This window comes from Citrobacter sp. RHBSTW-00671 (assembly GCF_014103415.1).
In the GTDB taxonomy this organism is placed as follows: domain Bacteria; phylum Pseudomonadota; class Gammaproteobacteria; order Enterobacterales; family Enterobacteriaceae; genus Citrobacter.
The window spans coordinates 4,388,744-4,407,088 of record NZ_JABXPR010000001.1 but is presented as its reverse complement, the minus strand read 5'-3'; the positions used below and the strand labels follow the sequence as shown (position 1 = coordinate 4,407,088).

At 53.3% G+C, this 18,345-nt stretch carries 15 protein-coding genes; 9 read left to right on the top strand and 6 right to left on the bottom strand.

Translation table 11 applies throughout. The annotated features are described in order from the left end of the window. The first annotated feature begins 3 nt into the window (after positions 1 to 3). A complete protein-coding gene (locus tag HV261_RS21155) occupies positions 4 to 987 on the top strand; it encodes an AraC family transcriptional regulator (protein WP_202039376.1) in 984 nt (327 codons plus the stop codon). Positions 988 to 1,108: 121 nt separating this feature from the next. Further along, positions 1,109 to 3,217 carry a ferrioxamine B receptor FoxA gene (gene foxA / locus HV261_RS21150; protein ID WP_202039375.1) on the top strand — a complete coding sequence of 703 codons (2,109 nt, stop codon included), beginning with the start codon at positions 1,109 to 1,111 and terminating at the stop codon, positions 3,215 to 3,217. Between the two features lie 104 nt (positions 3,218 to 3,321). Here foxA and HV261_RS21145 read toward each other — a convergent pair whose 3' ends face one another. Then, positions 3,322 to 3,831 (bottom strand): hypothetical protein, encoded by a 510-nt coding sequence (locus tag HV261_RS21145; protein ID WP_137384450.1) that lies wholly within the window; start codon positions 3,829 to 3,831, stop codon positions 3,322 to 3,324. A 181-nt stretch (positions 3,832 to 4,012) separates the two neighbouring features. After that, entirely contained in the window at positions 4,013 to 6,175 is a 2,163-nt protein-coding gene (locus tag HV261_RS21140; protein ID WP_202039374.1) for a TonB-dependent siderophore receptor, read from the bottom strand. A 446-nt stretch (positions 6,176 to 6,621) separates the two neighbouring features. On the opposite strand from HV261_RS21140, the gene HV261_RS21135 reads away from it, so the two are divergent. The 5 genes from HV261_RS21135 to HV261_RS21115 are packed head-to-tail and all read left to right on the top strand — an operon-like array spanning position 6,622 to position 11,367. Then, positions 6,622 to 7,449: an ABC transporter ATP-binding protein gene (locus HV261_RS21135; protein WP_137384452.1), complete on the top strand. Its 828-nt coding sequence runs from the start codon at positions 6,622 to 6,624 to the stop codon at positions 7,447 to 7,449. Beyond that, a complete protein-coding gene (locus HV261_RS21130) occupies positions 7,446 to 8,459 on the top strand; it encodes a FecCD family ABC transporter permease (RefSeq protein WP_202039373.1) in 1,014 nt (337 codons plus the stop codon). The genes HV261_RS21135 and HV261_RS21130 overlap by 4 nt, the downstream gene beginning before the upstream one ends. After that, positions 8,456 to 9,508: a FecCD family ABC transporter permease gene (locus HV261_RS21125; protein ID WP_202039372.1), complete on the top strand. Its 1,053-nt coding sequence runs from the start codon at positions 8,456 to 8,458 to the stop codon at positions 9,506 to 9,508. Before HV261_RS21130 ends, HV261_RS21125 begins: the two co-directional genes overlap by 4 nt. A 15-nt stretch (positions 9,509 to 9,523) precedes the next feature. Then, positions 9,524 to 10,471 carry an ABC transporter substrate-binding protein gene (locus HV261_RS21120; RefSeq protein WP_202039371.1) on the top strand — a complete coding sequence of 316 codons (948 nt, stop codon included), beginning with the start codon at positions 9,524 to 9,526 and terminating at the stop codon, positions 10,469 to 10,471. A gap of 2 nt (positions 10,472 to 10,473) precedes the next feature. Next, complete coding sequence (locus HV261_RS21115; RefSeq protein WP_202039370.1) at positions 10,474 to 11,367, top strand: MurR/RpiR family transcriptional regulator; 894 nt, start codon at positions 10,474 to 10,476, stop codon at positions 11,365 to 11,367. Positions 11,368 to 11,440: 73 nt separating this feature from the next. On the opposite strand, the gene HV261_RS21110 is transcribed toward HV261_RS21115, so the two are convergent. The 3 genes from HV261_RS21110 to HV261_RS21100 all read right to left on the bottom strand — a co-directional run bounded on the left by HV261_RS21110 (position 11,441) and on the right by HV261_RS21100 (position 14,876). Further along, complete coding sequence (locus tag HV261_RS21110) at positions 11,441 to 12,547, bottom strand: 4Fe-4S binding protein (protein WP_202039369.1); 1,107 nt, start codon at positions 12,545 to 12,547, stop codon at positions 11,441 to 11,443. A 219-nt stretch (positions 12,548 to 12,766) separates the two neighbouring features. Beyond that, positions 12,767 to 14,155 carry a diguanylate cyclase gene (locus HV261_RS21105; protein WP_202039368.1) on the bottom strand — a complete coding sequence of 463 codons (1,389 nt, stop codon included), beginning with the start codon at positions 14,153 to 14,155 and terminating at the stop codon, positions 12,767 to 12,769. Positions 14,156 to 14,243: 88 nt separating this feature from the next. Further along, complete coding sequence (locus HV261_RS21100; protein ID WP_137384458.1) at positions 14,244 to 14,876, bottom strand: LysE family transporter; 633 nt, start codon at positions 14,874 to 14,876, stop codon at positions 14,244 to 14,246. Between the two features lie 348 nt (positions 14,877 to 15,224). On the opposite strand from HV261_RS21100, the gene yahO reads away from it, so the two are divergent. Beyond that, positions 15,225 to 15,500 carry a DUF1471 family periplasmic protein YahO gene (yahO, locus tag HV261_RS21095; RefSeq protein WP_202039738.1) on the top strand — a complete coding sequence of 92 codons (276 nt, stop codon included), beginning with the start codon at positions 15,225 to 15,227 and terminating at the stop codon, positions 15,498 to 15,500. 48 nt (positions 15,501 to 15,548) lie between these two features. Here yahO and prpR read toward each other — a convergent pair whose 3' ends face one another. Further along, entirely contained in the window at positions 15,549 to 17,144 is a 1,596-nt protein-coding gene (prpR, locus tag HV261_RS21090) for a propionate catabolism operon regulatory protein PrpR (RefSeq protein ID WP_202039367.1), read from the bottom strand. Positions 17,145 to 17,395: 251 nt separating this feature from the next. Here prpR and prpB point away from each other — a divergent pair, with 251 nt between their 5' ends. Next, the gene (gene prpB / locus HV261_RS21085; RefSeq protein ID WP_137384459.1) at positions 17,396 to 18,280 is read left to right on the top strand and encodes a methylisocitrate lyase; all 885 of its coding nucleotides are present in this window, start codon (positions 17,396 to 17,398) and stop codon (positions 18,278 to 18,280) included. Positions 18,281 to 18,345 lie beyond the last annotated feature (65 nt).

Sequence of the window (18,345 nt, the reverse complement as noted above, 5' to 3'; positions counted from 1 at the left end):
AGCATGAACAACACCACCGCCCAGAATGCATCCGGACGTTTTACCCGCACCTTCTCCGTCAGTGAGTTTAGGGACTTTGGTGAGCGTTACGGGATCGATTACCGTTTTCCGTTACTGGCGCAAAAAACGGGTCTTCCGTGTTCCAGTGCCGTGTTGCAAGGGGAAGTCGAGGAGATGATGCTCCCTTGCGGGATGTGCGTCACACACTCTGATGTACAGGTGCTGCAACCGTATGAAACCACCTCCCGACACAGTAGTCCCTTGTATATGCTGGTGGTGCTGGAGGGTTGTGTGATACTGACGCTCAACGGACAGGAACATGTGGTACGTTCCGGCATGGCGTTTAGTTCGCGTCTGAGTGAACGTCAGGCGATGAGCGCCCGTCACCCTGCAGACTGCAAGCTACGGACGCTATCACTCGGGTTGTATCCTGACGGGGCATGGCGCACAGGATTACTCGAATCCCTTATGCGTGAGTGGGAAAGCTGCCAGACGCCAACGCTTATCTGGCAGGTGCCGGGGTTTTTACTCAGCGGATTACAGTATGCGCAGCAGGGCTCGCTTAGCCATGTTTCCCGCCAGTTGATGCTGGAAGGACTGATTTTACAATTATTTGGTCACGGTCTCAGCGTTTGTCAGGTAGAGAGCGGTAAATGCCTCGCTGCCAGTGGCGAGCAGCAACGGCTGGAAAGTGTGCGTCGCCTGTTGGAGCAAACCCCTGAAAATGACTACACGCTTAACGAGCTGGCGCAGCGTGCGGCGATGAGCCCCAGCAGTTTGCGCAGTAAATTTCGCACGGCCTATAGCTGCTCGGTGTTTGACTACCTGCGCGACTGCCGCCTGGAACGCGCGCGTGGCTATTTGCTGGAAGGATATAGCGTACAGCAAGCGGCATGGATGTCTGGCTACCAGCACGCCACCAACTTTTCCACAGCCTTTCGTCGTCGCTATGGCTTCCCGCCTGGTGATGTTCTCAAACTTTGCTAATCCATTTTCCCATTTTATGCGCGTGGCAGATTAATAATTTGGCGTTGCGCATACGCAACCTGGCATTCGGCATAGCGACTCCTGATACAAAAATGGCAATAATTCTCATTTACAATTAGACATGCCTTGGGAGATGTTCATGTTCGCGAAGACTCGGTTGGCGCTGCTGGTAGGATGGGTGACCGGCAGTGTGGCTTTTCCTCTGCTGGCGCAGGAAACAACAAACAATGATACGGTGGTTGTCACCTCGCAAATGCAAAGTGGGGCGACCAAGCTTGCCACACCGGATATCGAAACGCCGCAATCGGTCTCTATCGTTACCCGTGAACAATTTGAAGAACAAGGTGCAACCAGCGTGCGGCAGGCTGTTAGCTACACGCCTGGGGTGTACAGTAACCAGATTGGTGCCTCCAACCGCTTTGACTACATTGTGCTGCGCGGTTTCTCCGATGGTAGTCTGGACAACGTCTATCTCGACGGCCTGAAAATGATGGGCGACACTAACTCGCACAGTTCGCTGGTGGTCGATCCGTGGTTTCTCGACAATATTGAAGTGGTGCGTGGCCCGGCTTCCGTGCTGTACGGCCGATCTTCTCCGGGCGGGATCGTGGCGCTGACATCGCGTAAACCGTCGTTTGATGCGGGCGGAGAAGTGAAACTGTTTGCCGGAAACAACAATCAGCGCGGCGCCGCGTTTGATGTCACCGGGGCGCTGGACGATAACGACCGCGTGGCGGCGCGCCTGAGTGGCATGACGCGCTATGCTGATTCGCAGTTCGGCCCGTTGAAAGAAGAGCGCTACGCGCTGATGCCCAGTCTGACCTGGCGCATTACAGACCAGACGCGTCTTGACCTGATGGCCTATCTGCACCGTGACCCGGAAGGTGGCAGCCACTCCGGCCTGCCGTATGACGGCACCGTTGTGCCACACTATGGGCAGAAGATCGCCAACACCTTCTACGAAGGCGAGGATGATTACGACAAATACGATCGCCGTGAAAATATGGTCGGCTACAACATTGAGCACATGTTTGATAGCGGCTGGTCGGTGCGGCAAAAGTTACGCTATTTGCATACCGACGTTGAGCTGAACCAGGTGTATGCGGCCGGCTGGTTGAATGAAACAGAGCTTAATCGCGGCTATTCCGGCTCTGATGAAAACATGTCGGCCATTACGCTGGATAACCAGCTCGACGGCAGTTTTGATACCTGGCAGGTCAATCACCGCTTGCTGGTGGGCATCGATTATCAGGATCGTAGCAACAATACTACCGGCTATTACGGGGCATTTCCGCCGATCGATGCGTTTAACCCAGTGTACGGGGCGAAGCCGGATTACATCAATATGTATGCGCGCGAGAAACACAAGTTGCGCCAGACGGGCTACTATTTGCAGGATCAGATGTCATGGGATCGCTGGCGTATAACGCTCGGTGGCCGCTACGATCAGGTGAGCATATCGAATATTGATAAGCAAAACGGCACTCGCAGCGATCTGGACAAAAATAACTTCAGCAGTCGCGCTGCTCTGCTTTATTTGTTTGATAACGGTGTTGCGCCGTACATCAGCTATTCCACTGCCTTTACGCCAACCAGTTTTGCGGATGAGAACGGTAACCTGTTGGAACCGATGAAAGGCAAACAATGGGAAGCCGGGCTGAAATATGAACCGGAAGGGTTGAATAGCCAGTTTAGCGCGTCGGTGTTCCGCATTAATCAGACCAATATTGCCACCAAAGAAGAGCCGACCGATCCGTACCGTTCGATTGGCGAAATTGAATCTGAAGGGGTGGAGCTGGAAGCTATTAGCCAACTGACGGACAGTTTCCGTTTGCAGGCGGCGTATACCTACACCGATATTCGCTATAAGAAAAGCAGCCCGGAAGAGCAGGGTAAGCGTGCCGTTTATGCACCGCGCAATCAGGCTAGCGCCTGGTTAAGCTACGATGTGAAAAGGGGGCCTCTGGAGGGACTGACGCTGGGTTCAGGCGTGCGCTACGTTAACGGTATTACCAGCGATCGCCAGAATACTCACACCCTGCCGTCCTACACGCTGGTGGATATGGCGATTGGTTACGACTTAACGAATATCGGTATTAAAGGGTTGAGCGCGCAGTTGAACGTTAACAACCTGACCGATAAACGCTATGTCGCGGCCTGCAACTCGCTTTCTTATTGTTACTTTGGCGCAGAGCGCAGCATTGTTGGTAGCGTATCCTGGAAATTCTGAGTCTCTCTTTTTAGCCGGATGCGGCGCTGGCGCCTTATCCGGCCTACGGCAGCGTGCAAATTGTGTGCCTGATAAGCGCAGCGCATCAGGCATAGTGAGTGCGGCTATTTTGTAAAACCGTTTTGCATACAAATCTGCGCGCTGGTTCTCAGGGTAAAGGCTAACTTGTCAGGATACTGGCGGTAATAGTTATGCTCTTCTTCCAGCCCTTTTGCCTGCGCCAGACGTACCGTTTCCAACGAACAGGTTCGGTAGATCAAATCTTTATTCATATTGCTCTGCTTCTCGCGCTGTTTATCTGCAGACAGCGCCAGCCAGCGTTCTGAAAGCGTATAATCGTAGACTACCCGATTATCTTTCGCCTGAACGTTCTCAATGGTAATGAACTCGTCAATTTTCAGCCTTGGCTGCCCGCGCATTTTTTTCTTATCTTCTGCGGCGGCATATTGCGCCAGCGTATTAATATCCATGCTGGCTATTTTTTGCTTATAGACTTCAACGTAAGCTGCAGGCTGCTGATAATGCTGAGCATAGGCATTTCTTAATTCCCCGTCACTCATTGAACAGCCAGCTAAAAATAAAGGTAATAGCAGCGTCAGTTTTGTTTTAGTCATGATGTTATCCCATTCATTATTGTGGTCCCCAGTCGCCCATAACAAAATAAATGTCATCGTATTACAGGTGAGCTTTAGGGTTGTATAAACGGGGCGGCGACAGCACAAGTGCAATTATCTTAAAAGGGTGGAATAAGCGGGAAACCCTGCCAGAATTGGCAGGGTTAATGGATGAAGAGGATCAGAATTCCATTTTCACCGTGAACTGTACCTCTCGCGGATCGCCAATCTGATTACCCAGATTATTGGTGGCAATGGATGAGGTGTAATAGGTCTTATCAAACAGGTTTTTCACATTGAGCTGCAATGTGACCGGATACTGCATCTTCATCTTATAAGCGGCAAAGGCATCGGCGACAAAATAGCCCGGCAGATAATAGTCTGCGCCATTGGTTGCGGAACGGCGACTCACCCCATGACCCCCACCGCCAATCGTCAGGGTATTGCCCATAAAGGCATTCTGAATATCGTAGGTGAGGAATAATGAGCCGGTATGCTTCGGTACATTGGGCAGCGGCTTACCTTTGTAATCAGGATCTTCCGTCACTTTCGCGGCGGTATAACCGTAGCTGGCGATGATATTGGTGTTGGTGGTCAACGAACCGGCGACATCCACTTCCACGCCTTGTGAACGCACGCGACCCGCCGTTTTCGCCACGGTTTCGCCATTGATCATTTCGTTGTACAGCACATTGCGCTTATCAATATCAAACAGGGCAATATTGGCGGTGATACCGTCAAAGATATCGAATTTTGCCCCCACTTCATAAGCCGTTGAGGTTTCAGGTGGCAGCTCGCCAATATAACTGGCGATAGAATATTGCGGCATAAAGGATCGCGACACGTTACCGAACAGCGATACGGACGGCGTCAGTTTGTAAACCATACCGAATTTGGGTACCCACTGTTGGTCGCTACTGTCGGTGTTAACGTTGAACGGACGGCCTTTGCCAGCGTATTCGGTGTAGTACTGATAACGCATCCCGGCGACGGCGATCCATTTATCGGTCAGGTACAGCGCGTCCTGCACATACGCAGAATAGCTCTCTTGTTGAATGGTCTGATCGCTATCAGCAGCAGAAACGTTAGTGCATTTACCCAACGTACCGTAGACAGGATTATAAATATTGAACCCTTTTACGTTCTTACAGCGGATCATGTCGGTGCGCAGCAGATCGTAGTTCTCATAAGAGACACCAGTGAGGATCTCGTTATAAAAGCCAGCGATATCGACGTTGCCCTGCAAATCGGCACGCGTGGCGTGCATGCGCTGGGTGGAGCCTTGAGTGGCATCAACACGGCGGGTCAGATTTCCGGTTGCAGAATCATAAGCCATCACGCGAGCCTGATTGTCGCTGTATTTATCCTGGCTAAAGCTGTAGTCGAATTTCGCTGTCCATTCACTGTTGAAGCGGTATTCGGCATTTAGCTGCGCCAGATCCGATTCGCCATCGGTGATATTAAACGGCTCATCAAAACGGGTTTTGCGATCCACATTCACCGCGTGTTTGGTGTTGAGATCGAAAATGGTGCCGCGATCGAACGGGGCTTTATAGTCGCGATGTGAATAGAGCACGTTGACGGTGGCGTTGTCGCCAAACCAGGTCAGGGACGGGGAGATGAAAGTGCTCTGATTGGTGCCGAAGTTACGCCAGTAATCCTCATGCTGATATTCGCCGATCAGGCGATAGGCCAACTGCGTGCCTTCAATCGGCCCGGTCACGTCAAACTGCCCTGTGCTGCCGCCAAAGCTGCTGGAGGTTGCTGAAATCGACCCGCCAAACTGCGTTTCCGGACGTTTGGTGACGACATTAATCAGCCCGCCGGGATCGAGAATCCCGTACAGGGTTGAGGCCGGGCCTTTCAGCACTTCCACGCGTGAGGTGGCGGCGTTAAAGCTGCGCGGCAACACGGTTTTCAGACCGTTGGTCATCACTGAGCCGTCACGGTTTGCGCCGAAGCCGCGGCGGACAAACGCATCCTGTGTGCCACCTAATGTGTTGGTTTGCACAACGTTACTGACGTTATACAGCGCTTCGTCCAGCGTCGTGACATGCTGATCTTCCAGAACTTTATCGCTGACAGTGTTCACCACTTGTGGGATATCCAACAATGGCATGGATGTCAGCGTCGCGGTGGACGAGCTCAGCGGTTGGTAACCCGATGTTACGGCCTGATCGGCAGACGACGCATCTGCCCGAACGGTGATGGTATCTTCACCTTTAGGCGGAGTCGTCTCTTTCTCCGCTGCGAATACCGTAGGTGTTGTTGTCATGCCCAGAAAGAGAGCAGAGCACAATGCCCGCCCTTTCATCCCCGAAAAGTAAGTCGTTAACTCAGCCATTATTTTATTTATTCCGCAAAAGACCCTGCCAAAAATGGGCAGGGAAACAGGTTGATTCAATTCATTGCCCGGCTTGCCAGCCCTGCATTTATCCATCTGTAAGCCGGCGTTACTGGCGTCAGATGTGTAATTGAGAATCATTCAATCATGGGCGTTTGTAGTAGTAAACGTAAAAATGAAAAAGAAACTACAGACGATTCGCCGCAATTTAACCGTCATTTATTTACGGGTATTTAATTTTTAATATATTGAAAAATAATGATTTTTATTGATTTTTCAGTGTTTTTTATTTGTGCTTTAGTTGTTGGCGACAGGTGATGTAACTACAGGGTGTAATTGCTTGACTACTACAGTGCAAGCCAGCAAGATCACAAAGAGAATGAGTTTTATTTTTATTTAGAGAGTTACGCATGCAGGCTTTGCCATGCGGCGGCGCAGGAGTGAACATGCCACAGCATGTGGAAAATACCGCCCACAGAACGGGCATTGAACTACAACAGCTTTCTGCGGGTTATCGCCATAACACCATTGTCCACGATATCTGTCTTACTATCCCGCAAGGCAAAATGACGGTGCTGGTAGGGGCGAACGGCTCGGGTAAATCAACGTTGTTAAGCACTATCGCCCGTATGTTGAAACCGCACGGCGGCAGCGTATTGCTGGATGGCAAAGCCATTCATCAACAGCCCACCAAAGCGGTTTCACGCCAGCTCGGCATCCTGCCGCAATCCCCATTGGTGCCCGAAGGACTCACCGTTTTCGAACTGGTATCACGCGGGCGTTTTCCCTGGCAGAACATGCTTTCGCAATGGACGGACGATGACGAACGCGCCGTGGAGCAGGCACTCCAGTTGACCGGAACTGCTGATTTTGCGCATTTACCGGTAGAGAGCCTTTCCGGTGGGCAACGTCAGCGCTGCTGGATTGCGATGGCGTTGGCACAGCAAACGCCGGTCATCTTGTTGGATGAGCCGACTACGTTTCTCGATCTGCGCTATCAGGTGGAGATCCTCGAACTGCTGCATTCACTCACTCGCCATCATGGCCGTACTGTGGTTGTGGTCCTGCACGACCTGAATTTTGCCGTGAATTACGGGGACATGCTGGTATTCCTTAAACAGGGGACGCTGCAGGGCGTCGTGCATGATGGCGAAAACTGCACGCCCGAGTTGATTAAGCACGTATTTGACGTCGACGTGCAGATGTCGGTGAATCCTCTCACCGGCAAACCGTTCTTTATGCCGTTCCGCGCGCCGGGCGGGCAAGCGCAATGACGGTCATGGCAAGCACACTGGCTCGTCGCCGTGGCCGGTTTATGCTGGCGCTCCCCGTGTTAACGCTGCTGTTGTGTGTTCTGGCGGTGGTGCACCTGGGGGGTGGCGCACGCACTATCAGCCCGCACACCGTCGTGCAGGCGCTGTTCCACTTTGACGCGAAAAATTTCGACCACCGGATTATTGTCTCCTTACGTCTGCTGCGCATGACGGCGGCGATGCTGGTCGGCGCGGCGTTAGGTGTTGCGGGCGTGCTGTTGCAGGCGTTGATTCGTAATCCGCTGGGAGAGCCGCATATTCTGGGGCTGAATGCCGGTGCGGCGTTTGTCGTTGTGTTGTGCGCCGCGCTTGGCGTGACGGGGGTAAGCCAGCCATTGCTGGCGGCAGGCGGTGCTGCGGCACTCTTTTCGTTGGTGATGGCGCTTTCATCTGCCGGGCGCGGTGGCTTAACGCCGCTGAAGGTCACGTTGTGCGGCGTGGCGCTGTCGGCCATGGTGTCATCGCTGACTGCGGCGATCCTGATTCTGGATGAACAAACTCTGTTGGCAATGCGCACCTGGCTGGTGGGTGATCTCGCGGGTCTGCATTGGGAAAGTCTCAAAAGCGCCGTTCCCCCGTCGCTTGCCGGTATGGTGCTGGCGCTCGCTATCGCGCCGGGCCTGAATATTCTGGCCCTCGGCGACCGTATGGCCTGTGGGTTAGGGGTGAACATTCTGCGCATACGCGTGCTGGCGATGATCGCCATTGCGCTGCTGTGCGGTGCGGCAGTCTCCGTCGTGGGGCCGCTGGGGTTTATCGGCCTGTTAGTGCCTAACGTTATCCGCCGTCTGGTAACAGAAGATATTCGTCAGATGCTACCGACGTCGGCATTGCTGGGTGCGGCGCTGCTGCTGCTGGCCGATATTGCCGCCCGCACGGTGCTGGCTCCGCAGGAGCTGGCTACAGGGATCATGACCGCCCTGGTGGGCGCACCGGCGTTTATTTTCATTGCGTCGAGGTTTTTGAAATGAACGATCTGCTGCAGCGTGCAGGGCTTCGTGCATGGCGGGTGGGGGGATTTTCTCGTGTCATTCGTCCCAAAACCGTGCTGTACAGCCTCGGCCTGACGGTGCTGGCCATCGCATTACTGCTGTTCGGCGTGATGCAGGGTTCGCTCCCGGTTCCGGCTTCCGCTATCGGACGGGCGTTGTTTGATCCTCAGGCGTTGACGGCTCAGCAACAGTATGTCGTGTGGGATGTACGACTGCCGCGACTGCTGATGGCGCTTCTGTGCGGGGCGATGCTCGGATTGGCCGGGGCGGCAATGCAATCGATCACCCGCAACGGGTTGGCCGATCCCGGGCTTATCGGTGTCAAAGAAGGGAGTTGCGTAGTGGTGCTGGCCCTGGTGCTGCTTTTCCCGTCCGCAAGTTTGGTCTGGCGGCCCCTGGCGGGAATGGCCGGCGGCGCACTGGTCGCCACACTGGTGATGCTGCTGGCCCGTGATTTCTCCCGCCCTCGTTTCGTGTTGATAGGCATTGGCGTGTCATGGTTCTTTGCGGCGGGAATGGGCGTATTTATGACCACCGCCGATGTCCGTGACGTACAGACTGCGCTGGTCTGGCTGGCGGGCAGCCTTCATGCCGCCACCTGGCCACTGCTGCTGGTGGCGCTGGTCTGGACCTTGCCTGCGGCCATCATCTTATTTGCCACGGCGCGAGCTTCGGATGTGGCGCTGCTTGGCAATGCGACGGCAACGGGGCTGGGGGTACGTTTACCCCGACTGGCGTTGTTGCGTTTTCTCGCGCCGGTTGTACTCACCGCCGCCAGTGTTGCCTGCGTGGGTAGCCTTGGTTTTGTCGGGTTGATGGCGCCACATATGGCACGATTCTGGCTGCGTGGCGGACAAACAGCCCTGCTGTGGGGCAGTGCGTTGATCGGTGCGTTGCTGGTGCTGGTGACCGATACCGTAGGTCGTCTGGCGTTTGCACCACTGCAAATTCCGGCCGGGATCGTCATTGCCCTGGTCGGTGGACCGTTCTTTTTACTGTTGCTCTGGCGTCGTCGGGATCGTTTGTAATTGTTAAGAGGGTATATGCGTTTAATCTTTTCATTGCTGCTGCTGGTCGGCTGCGCCGTCCAGGCGGCGGTGCCTGTTCAGTCGTTTACTGACGATCTCGGGCGGGTGGTGAACGTGCCGCTACATCCGCAGCGCATTGTGTCATTGCACGATCTCGACATCACTATTCCGCTGATCGAACTGGGCGTGCCTCCGGTGGCCAGCCACGGCCGAACGCGCCCGGATGGCAGCCATTTTTTACGCTCCAGCGTGCTGCTGACCGGCGTGGATTTTGATAATTCGACCATGACGTATATCGGTACGGCAGACATTGATATTGAAGCCATTGTCGCCGCGAAACCGGATTTAATTATCACCGAACCTAGCCGTAACACGCCGGTTGAGCAACTGGAAAAAATAGCGCCGACGGTCAGTATCGATCATCTCGATGGCGGTGCGCCGGAGATCTACCGCAAGCTGGCGCAGCTGACAGGTACGCAGCACCGGCTGGCATTGCTGGAACGGCGCTACCGTGAAGAAATTGCCCAGCTCAAGCGGACGGTCGATACGCAGCACATCTCTGTGGCGGTAATACAGGCCAATCAGGGTAAAATCAATGCGTTGCACACTTATCATTCCCTGGGGCGAGTGTTACGCGATGCTGGCTTCACCTTCCCGAAGCTTATCGACAGCATTCCGCCGGGTGGGCGCATTGATGTCAGTGCGGAACGTCTGCCTGAACTGGATGCCGATTTTGTCTTCGCGACCTGGCGTGGCGATACCGGCGGTAAACCGCAGGATGAAATCGCGGCGATGGATGCGGTGATGCCGGGCTGGTGTGAGTTCCTGACGGCCTGCCAGCGCGGACATTACGTTTTACTCTCCCGTGAAGAGGCGATATCCAATTCCTATGCCTCGCTGAGCCTGATGGTGGCGCAGGTGCAAACGCATATCGCCGGTCGCTGGCTACCGGAGGCGAAATAACCATGCTGACGGCGAAAAAAGCCAAAAATCGTATTGATGTCTATGGTGACCGTTTTCGCGCCAGGGCGCATTTACTCTCGCCACGTATGCAGGCCGTGGCGCGTTATATCAACGAAAACCGCGAAGTAGTGCTGGAGTTTACGGCGATAGAAATCGCTGCCGCCACTCAAACCTCTGACGCGACGGTGGTCAGGGCAATTCAGGCGCTGGGGTTTGCCGGGTTGCGCGATTTAAAGCAGACCATTGAGCACTGGTTTGGCCCTGGCGTGACCTCAGAAGAGAAGATGACCACCACGGTGAATACGCTCTCTTGCGATGTGAACTCCAGCATTGATTTTGTCTTGCAGGGGCATCAGCGCACCTGTGAAGCCCTTTCCACTCCGCAAAACCGCTATGCAATCGCGCAGGCGGTGGCGCTAGTGGTGGAAGCCCGTCAGGTGGGGATTTTTGGCATTGGCGCATCCGGCGTGTTGGCGGATTATACCGCGCGTCTGCTCAGCCGTATTGGCCTGCCTGCGGTAGCGTTTAATCGCACCGGGATTAACCTCGCGGAGCAACTGATCGCATTGCAGCGGGGAGATGTGCTGATCATGATGGCGCAGAAATCACCGCACCGGGAAGGGCTGACGACCATTCGCGAGGCCAGGCGGTTGGGTGTCCCGGTTATTTTACTGACGAACGCGCTGGACTCCCGTTTTAGTAAAGAAGCGGATGTGGTGATTAACGTGCCACGCGGCGGCGAGAATGGGAAAATGCCGCTCCACGGTACGGTACTGGTGTGTCTGGAAATGATAGTGCTGTCTGTCGCGTCTACCGCGCCGCAGCGATCCATTAAATCCGTGAAGCGGATTAACGAACTGTACCGGGGCATTGGTAAATCCGGGGCGAAGAAATAAACCGGTGATACCCGATATGCAGGCCGGGTAGGGTGTCGTCACTACCCGGCATAAAGGCAGACAGATCAAACCATTAATGGCCGATCATTCTGGCCTTCGGGATCAGCTGGAAATACATATGATCCGGCACCGGTGACTGCCAGACGTTGGCATACACCGCATAGCCTATGGCGGCAAACAGAATACCGAGCAGCAGTAGCGTCATTGTCCACCCTGATAATCTATCTTGCCGCCACCATGGTTTCGGCGCTGCGCCGTGCCCTGGTTGTGCGCCAGGCGGTGTCTTCAGTGACAGGGTTAGCGTTGAGGCTACCGGACAGGATTCCACACAGGTCATACATCCCGTGCACTCAACGGTGCGTACCTGAATTAAGCGATCGACCGGAATATTCGACGGGCAGTTCTTTGCGCATTTGCCGCAATCGATACAGCTGTCGGCATTGCGGCGGATCTTAAACGGCGAAAGCAAAGAGAACAGACCAAGCAGTGCGCCATAAGGGCACAGATAACGGCACCACGCATTGCGAATAAACAGGCTCATGATGCTGATAACCGCCACCACGATGAGCGTCGTCGTGCCGATATTACGAAAGAAATCGAGCATCTTAACGTCGATAATCATGCCGTAGGCTGACATCAGAAAATACTGAATCCCCTGTGCTGGCATCGACAGGGCGATATACAGAAAGAAGCTCAGCAGCAAATATTTCAGGCTCAGCAAGGGGAGATCCAGCCAGCGCGGCAGGGTAAAGTTGCGACCCACTATTTTTTTGCCCAGATTACCTATCAGCTCAGACAGCGTACCCACCGGGCACAACCACGAGCAGAACGCTTTTTTTAACAGCAGACTCATCAGGATAAAGGCAACCAGCAGCAGCATGGAAGCGGCGTGAATGGGGGGAAGAAAGCCGGTTTCCAGTGTGTATCTGATATTCATCAGACCGGCAATGGGAAGCCATCCCTCAATACCGCCGGGCCTTGGGATATAAACGCTGGTACCGGCTGTTTCGAAATAGCGAACCCAATACCAGAACGTCACGCCAATATAGATATTGATGGCCAACAGGAGAAACTGGGTGGCTTTTCTCCAGCTACTGGCATTGCGCCAGTCATTCCACGGCAGTTTCCCTCCGACGGTACCAGGGCGGCGCTGCCAGCGCGTTTTTTTCTTCCCGTTCATGATCTTTTATTATCCCTCATATTTCCCCCTGCATTCAGGAAGACTCATCACCGGGATATGCTACCGCTATAAAGATATAGTGTATTTGATTTGCATCTTATTAATCGGCTGCCATTTTTATCACGCTAATGGGCATGTATAAAAATAACAGCACGATATTTATCACAGGTCAGATAAATACCCTGAACGGGGTATTTATTTATCTGTGGGGGACGACAGTCATTCCCGGTACGTTTCTACGCGGTTACGGCCATGGCTTTTCGCCAGATAGAGCGCGCGATCGGCTTTATCAACCAGTTGTTTGTAGTCAGGGTGATAGTCATATTCGGCAACGCCGATACTGACGGTAATAGAGAAGGATTCAGTCACGGACGCGGCGATATGCAGCTCGGCAATTTTCTTGCGCAGTGTTTCCAGAATAATCGAGGCCTGCGATTCGTCTGATTCGACCAGCAGGATCATAAACTCTTCACCACCATAGCGGAATACGTAATCGCTGCTGCGGATGTGCTCATAAATAACGGCCGCGACGTTTTTCAGCGTCATATCGCCAGTGTTATGTCCGTAGCTGTCGTTGATCTGCTTAAAATAATCAATGTCCAGCATTGCCAGGGTAAAGGGTTTTCGTGAATGTAACGCCAGCGAGATTTCACGGCGCATAATCGTCGGAATAAAGCGGCGATTAAGCAGCTGGGTCAGCGAATCTTTACCGTTTTCCTGTTTGACCAGCGCTTCAAACATTGAGGCGAGGAGGAAATGGATTTTGGCCGAGAGCTGCCGGACATCCTGCAATAGGCTCATCCGTTCGGTTTCGCCAGGCTGATGCTGATTCGAGAGTGTTTGTGTCAGGCGGTTATCGATTTCCGCGATCACGGATTCCATTTCTGCCAGCAGATTACTGTTGCCAAGAATGTGTTTTCCCTTATGGGAGAACCACATACCAAAATCAGAGTCTGCCAGGAACACCAGATCACCGGACGGTAATCCGGTCGCAATGTTGTAGATAAACTGATTTTCCCAATCGGTAAACGAACGGATCTGCCGTTCGCGCTCGACGTTGACGTCGTCGTAAATGGTCTGCAGCCGATACTGCTCTTGCGTGTGCAGCGAGTTTTGATAGCTCGGAGAGTAGGAAACGGTCATGGCCTCCAGCGCAGTGTCCATCGCCAGACTGCTGAAACAGATAGCCTCGCTCAACAGGCTGACAGAGTAGTCTGCCTTACTTTTCAGCAACTGATACAGCTCTTCTTTTAGCTTACGCGCCCCGCGGTTAACCAGATCGATAGGCAGGCCGATACGGGCGTGTACCACACCTATTTCACGCTGTTTTGCCAGCAAGAGCGGGAGGTCTTCATATGCGCTGCCGAGCACGCTGCGCAACCAGTCAAACATACTGCCGCTCAGGCGCGTACTGACCTGCTCGGTATTCAGAAACAACGCGCTCTCCGCGTGAGAGAGCATGTAGTCATAAAAAACGGTCACTAAATGGCGGATCTCATCGTCGCTTAACCCTGTGAGGATCGTATGAACGTCAGGGGATGTCTGGCGTATTAGCGCCCGCCATTCTGTAAGGAGTAATGTGTCGTTTACGGGATCAACCTGTTCCATCTCACAGCCACTCAAAATGTGATTGAAAAATTCAGGCGGTATTACGGACAATTACGTCACGATGGTCAAGTGAAACTCTCTTTACGCATTAACGATGGCGAATACCTTCATAAATCAGCCTTAAGGCGAAGACGCCGATAATGGCGCCAATCACCCGGCTGGCAACGCGCTGAATGCGCCCATACGCACGACGCACCGCAGGAAGAGAAAACGCCTGGCTGAGAAAAATACGCCAGATAACAGAAGAAAGTACAATGCCTGCCCATGCCATCAGCCTGGCCCAGGTCGGGGTTTCTGCGCTTAAGGTGACCGAGAAAATACTAATAAAAAACAGTACGGTTTGCGGATTGGATAAATCCGTTAACAGACCGCGACGAAAGAATACGTACCAGGGGGCGGAGATCGGCTGCTGTAACGTGGGCATTTGCGGTGTGGCCTGATGGCGTATGCTGTTCCAGGCAAACCACAGTAAGTAGGCACCGCCGACGATTTTTATCAGTGAGAATATCTCTTCACATTGGGTGATAAGCGTCGCCATACCAAACAGGCCAAGCCCGGAGTAGAACGCATCGCCTAAGGCAACGCCCAGACCGGTCATCACACCCGCGCGTCGTCCCGACGCCAGGCTGGTTTGCACCACCACGAACAGGTTTGCGCCGGGGTTGAAAAAGGTTAACACAAACAGGCTAACGGTGAGCACGACGGCGTGCAGAGGTTCCATAGACAACGATTCCATCAGTGAGAAAATGAATGTTTACCCGCAGGTCATTTACGAATCTGCACCTACTATAGTTTTAGCGCAATCAATATTCTGAGTATTCACTCACAGTGCGCCATCAAACGCAGTTAATTTCTCAATGTCAGCATTAACGCTATTTGTGGCACCGAATTCGTCGGATAACGCGGCAGCGCTGGATCGCCTGTTGTGGCGATAGCGCAAGATTTCTTTATATTTCCGTTGGCTCTGGATCTTTTAATCAGGCTGAACTACTTATTAATCATCCTTGACTCGCACGATGGATGTTCAGGGGTCGATGATGGCATATATAACAAAACCTGGAGCTTTGATATGAAAACTGGATATAAAGTACTTATTGGTGCGTTAGCTTTCGTTTTTTCCAACGCCTATGCTGCGGAATTTATGACAAAACTTGAGTTTGAAAAGGTTGAGTCGCAGTACACAAAAATCGGTGATATTTCAACGAGTAATGAAGTTTCTGTCGCAGATGCTAAAGAAGAGCTGCTGAAGAAAGCTGAAGAGAAAGGCGCTGATGTGGTGGTATTAACCTCCGGCCAAACGGATAACAAAATCCATGGCACAGCTAATATTTACAAGAAAAAATAACGCGCTGCATTGAAAGATAAAATACCCGCCAGCCTCTGTACTGGCGGGTTATTCTTTTAATCTGCGCCAAAACGTGGTTCGGCTGATACCGAGATATCGTGCCGCTGCGGTTTTATCACCGTTGAATTGCGCCAGCACCTGTTGTGGCGTCAGAGATGATGATATCTGGGGTATTTCGGCGACAATCGCCAGCTCTGGCAATAATTGCAGCAAGAAATGGACGTTAAGTTCTGGTTGCGGCTCGACGCTTAAAAATAATGCCAGACGCTCCATCATATTGCGCAGCTCACGAATATTCCCCGGCCAGCCGTAATTCAGCAGCATATGTTGGCTGAGCCCCAGTCCTTTGCGCACCGGCTCAGAAAACGGCACATCTAATTCCGCCAGTGACTGTTTTAAAAAGCCTTCCGCCAGCGGTAAAATATCGGGTAGCCGTTCGCGTAGCGGGGGGAGTTTAAGGCGTAAAATGCTCAGGCGATAAAACAGATCGGTACGAAACTCGCCTTGTTTCATCTCTTGTTCCAGGTTGCAGTGCGTGGCGCTAATCACCCGTACCTCTACCGGAATGGGTTGATGTCCACCGACCCGGGTGACCTCTTTTTCTTCCAGTACGCGCAGCAGTCGGGTTTGTAGCGGTAACGGCATTTCACCTATCTCATCAAGAAACAGCGTTCCGCCGTGGGCGATTTCAAACAGACCCGCGCGTCCGCCCCGCCGTGAGCCGGTAAAAGCACCATCCTCATAGCCGAACAACTCCGCTTCCAGTAAGGATTCGGTGATTGCCCCGCAGTTGACGGCAACAAACGGTGGTGAGGGTTTACCGCGTCGATTCTCCTGACGGGTGAAATATTCACGATGAATGGCCTGCGCCGCCAGCTCTTTCCCCGTACCCGTTTCGCCCTGAATCAACACCGGTGCGCGGGAACGGGCGTAGAGCATTATGGTGTGCCGCACCTGTTCCATCTGAGCAGAATGACCGCGCATATCTCCCAGTGCATAGCGGGTGCGCAGCGTATCGCCAGAAGCGTATTGACCGTTTCGCCGCAGCGTCAGGCGCGTCATATCCAGCGCATCGACAAAGGCCTGGCGCACGGTAGCCGCTGAATAGATAAAGATGCCGGTCATACCGGCTTCTTCCGCCAGATCGGTAATGAGTCCCGCCCCGACTACTGCCTGCGTGCCGTTGGCCTTCAGCTCGTTGATTTGTCCTCGGGCATCTTCTTCGGTGATATAGCTACGCTGTTCAAGCTGTAAATTGAAGGTCTTTTGAAAGGCGAGAAGTGCAGGAATGGTTTCCTGATAGGTAATGACGCCAATCGATGATGTGAGTTTTCCCGCTTTCGCTAATGCTTGTAGCACATCGAAGCCGCTGGGTTTAATCAGGATCACCGGAATTGATAAGCGACTTTTCAGATAGGCACCGTTGGAGCCCGCCGCAATGATCGCATCACAACGCTCGCTCGCCAGCTTCTTGCGGATATAGGTGACCGCTTTTTCAAAACCGAGCTGGATAGGGGTGATGGTCGCCAGGTGGTCGAACTCGAGGCTGATGTCGCGGAACAGTTCAAACAGACGCGTAACGGAGACCGTCCAGATAACCGGTTTGTCGTCATTCACCCGCGGCGGAAGATGCGTATCAGCCATAAGCAACCCAAAAAGTAAGGAACCGAATATTGGGTTTAGTTGTGTTTCATAAATGTTGCAATGAAACGTTCATCTCGGTTTCATGAAACGATAGCTGACACGCTTTTGTACATAAAAAATGCAGGTGTTAAATGTAATTCTTTGTTTTAAAAATAAAAAATAGAATTTTAGCCAAAGTTCAGGTCTTTGGCATACCCCTTGCTTTAGGTTAATCAACGAACGATAACAAGTTGATAACAAGAGGATGGGATATGTCTCTACACTCCCCAGGGCAGGCGTTCCGCGCTGCGCTCACCAAAGAAAATCCATTACAAATCGTGGGCACCATTAACGCCAACCATGCGCTCCTGGCCCAACGCGCCGGATACCAGGCCATTTACCTGTCAGGCGGCGGCGTGGCGGCCGGCTCATTGGGATTGCCCGATCTCGGTATCTCTACGCTGGATGATGTGCTGACCGATATCCGCCGTATCACCGACGTTTGCCCGCTGCCGCTGCTGGTGGACGCCGATATCGGGTTTGGATCGTCGGCATTTAACGTGGCGCGAACCGTGAAGTCGATTGCCAAAGCCGGTGCTGCTGCACTGCACATTGAAGATCAGATCGGCGCTAAGCGCTGCGGTCATCGCCCGAACAAGGCGATCGTCTCGAAAGAAGAGATGGTCGACAGGATCCGCGCCGCCGTGGATGCGCGTACCGATCCCAACTTTGTCATCATGGCGCGTACCGATGCGCTGGCGGTGGAAGGGTTAGAGGCGGCTATCGATCGGGCGCAGGCGTATGTCGAAGCGGGCGCTGACATGCTGTTCCCGGAAGCGATCACCGAGCTGTCTATGTACCGTCAGTTTGCTGACGCGGTGCAGGTGCCGATCCTCGCTAACATTACCGAATTTGGTGCGACACCGCTGTTCACCACCGATGAGCTGCGCAGTGCAAATGTTGCGATGGCGCTCTATCCGCTGTCTGCTTTCCGTGCCATGAACCGTGCCGCTGAACGGGTATATAACGTGCTGCGTCAGGAAGGTACGCAAAAGAGCGTGATCGACATTATGCAGACGCGCAACGAGCTGTACGAAAGCATCAACTACTACCAGTTCGAAGAGAAACTCGACGCGCTGTACACCACGAAGCCGTAGGCCTGATAAGGCGCAGCCGCCATCAGGCAATGCCGGATGGCACTACGTTTATCCGGCCTACAACG

Coding starts and splice junctions, on each gene's coding strand:
- HV261_RS21155 (WP_202039376.1), top strand. CDS start 4: ATGAACAACACCACCGCCCAGAATGCATCCGGACGTTTTACCCGCACC.
- foxA (WP_202039375.1), top strand. CDS start 1,109: ATGCCTTGGGAGATGTTCATGTTCGCGAAGACTCGGTTGGCGCTGCTG.
- HV261_RS21145 (WP_137384450.1), bottom strand. CDS start 3,831: ATGACTAAAACAAAACTGACGCTGCTATTACCTTTATTTTTAGCTGGC.
- HV261_RS21140 (WP_202039374.1), bottom strand. CDS start 6,175: ATGGCTGAGTTAACGACTTACTTTTCGGGGATGAAAGGGCGGGCATTG.
- HV261_RS21135 (WP_137384452.1), top strand. CDS start 6,622: ATGCCACAGCATGTGGAAAATACCGCCCACAGAACGGGCATTGAACTA.
- HV261_RS21130 (WP_202039373.1), top strand. CDS start 7,446: ATGACGGTCATGGCAAGCACACTGGCTCGTCGCCGTGGCCGGTTTATG.
- HV261_RS21125 (WP_202039372.1), top strand. CDS start 8,456: ATGAACGATCTGCTGCAGCGTGCAGGGCTTCGTGCATGGCGGGTGGGG.
- HV261_RS21120 (WP_202039371.1), top strand. CDS start 9,524: ATGCGTTTAATCTTTTCATTGCTGCTGCTGGTCGGCTGCGCCGTCCAG.
- HV261_RS21115 (WP_202039370.1), top strand. CDS start 10,474: ATGCTGACGGCGAAAAAAGCCAAAAATCGTATTGATGTCTATGGTGAC.
- HV261_RS21110 (WP_202039369.1), bottom strand. CDS start 12,547: ATGAACGGGAAGAAAAAAACGCGCTGGCAGCGCCGCCCTGGTACCGTC.
- HV261_RS21105 (WP_202039368.1), bottom strand. CDS start 14,155: ATGGAACAGGTTGATCCCGTAAACGACACATTACTCCTTACAGAATGG.
- HV261_RS21100 (WP_137384458.1), bottom strand. CDS start 14,876: ATGGAACCTCTGCACGCCGTCGTGCTCACCGTTAGCCTGTTTGTGTTA.
- yahO (WP_202039738.1), top strand. CDS start 15,225: ATGAAAACTGGATATAAAGTACTTATTGGTGCGTTAGCTTTCGTTTTT.
- prpR (WP_202039367.1), bottom strand. CDS start 17,144: ATGGCTGATACGCATCTTCCGCCGCGGGTGAATGACGACAAACCGGTT.
- prpB (WP_137384459.1), top strand. CDS start 17,396: ATGTCTCTACACTCCCCAGGGCAGGCGTTCCGCGCTGCGCTCACCAAA.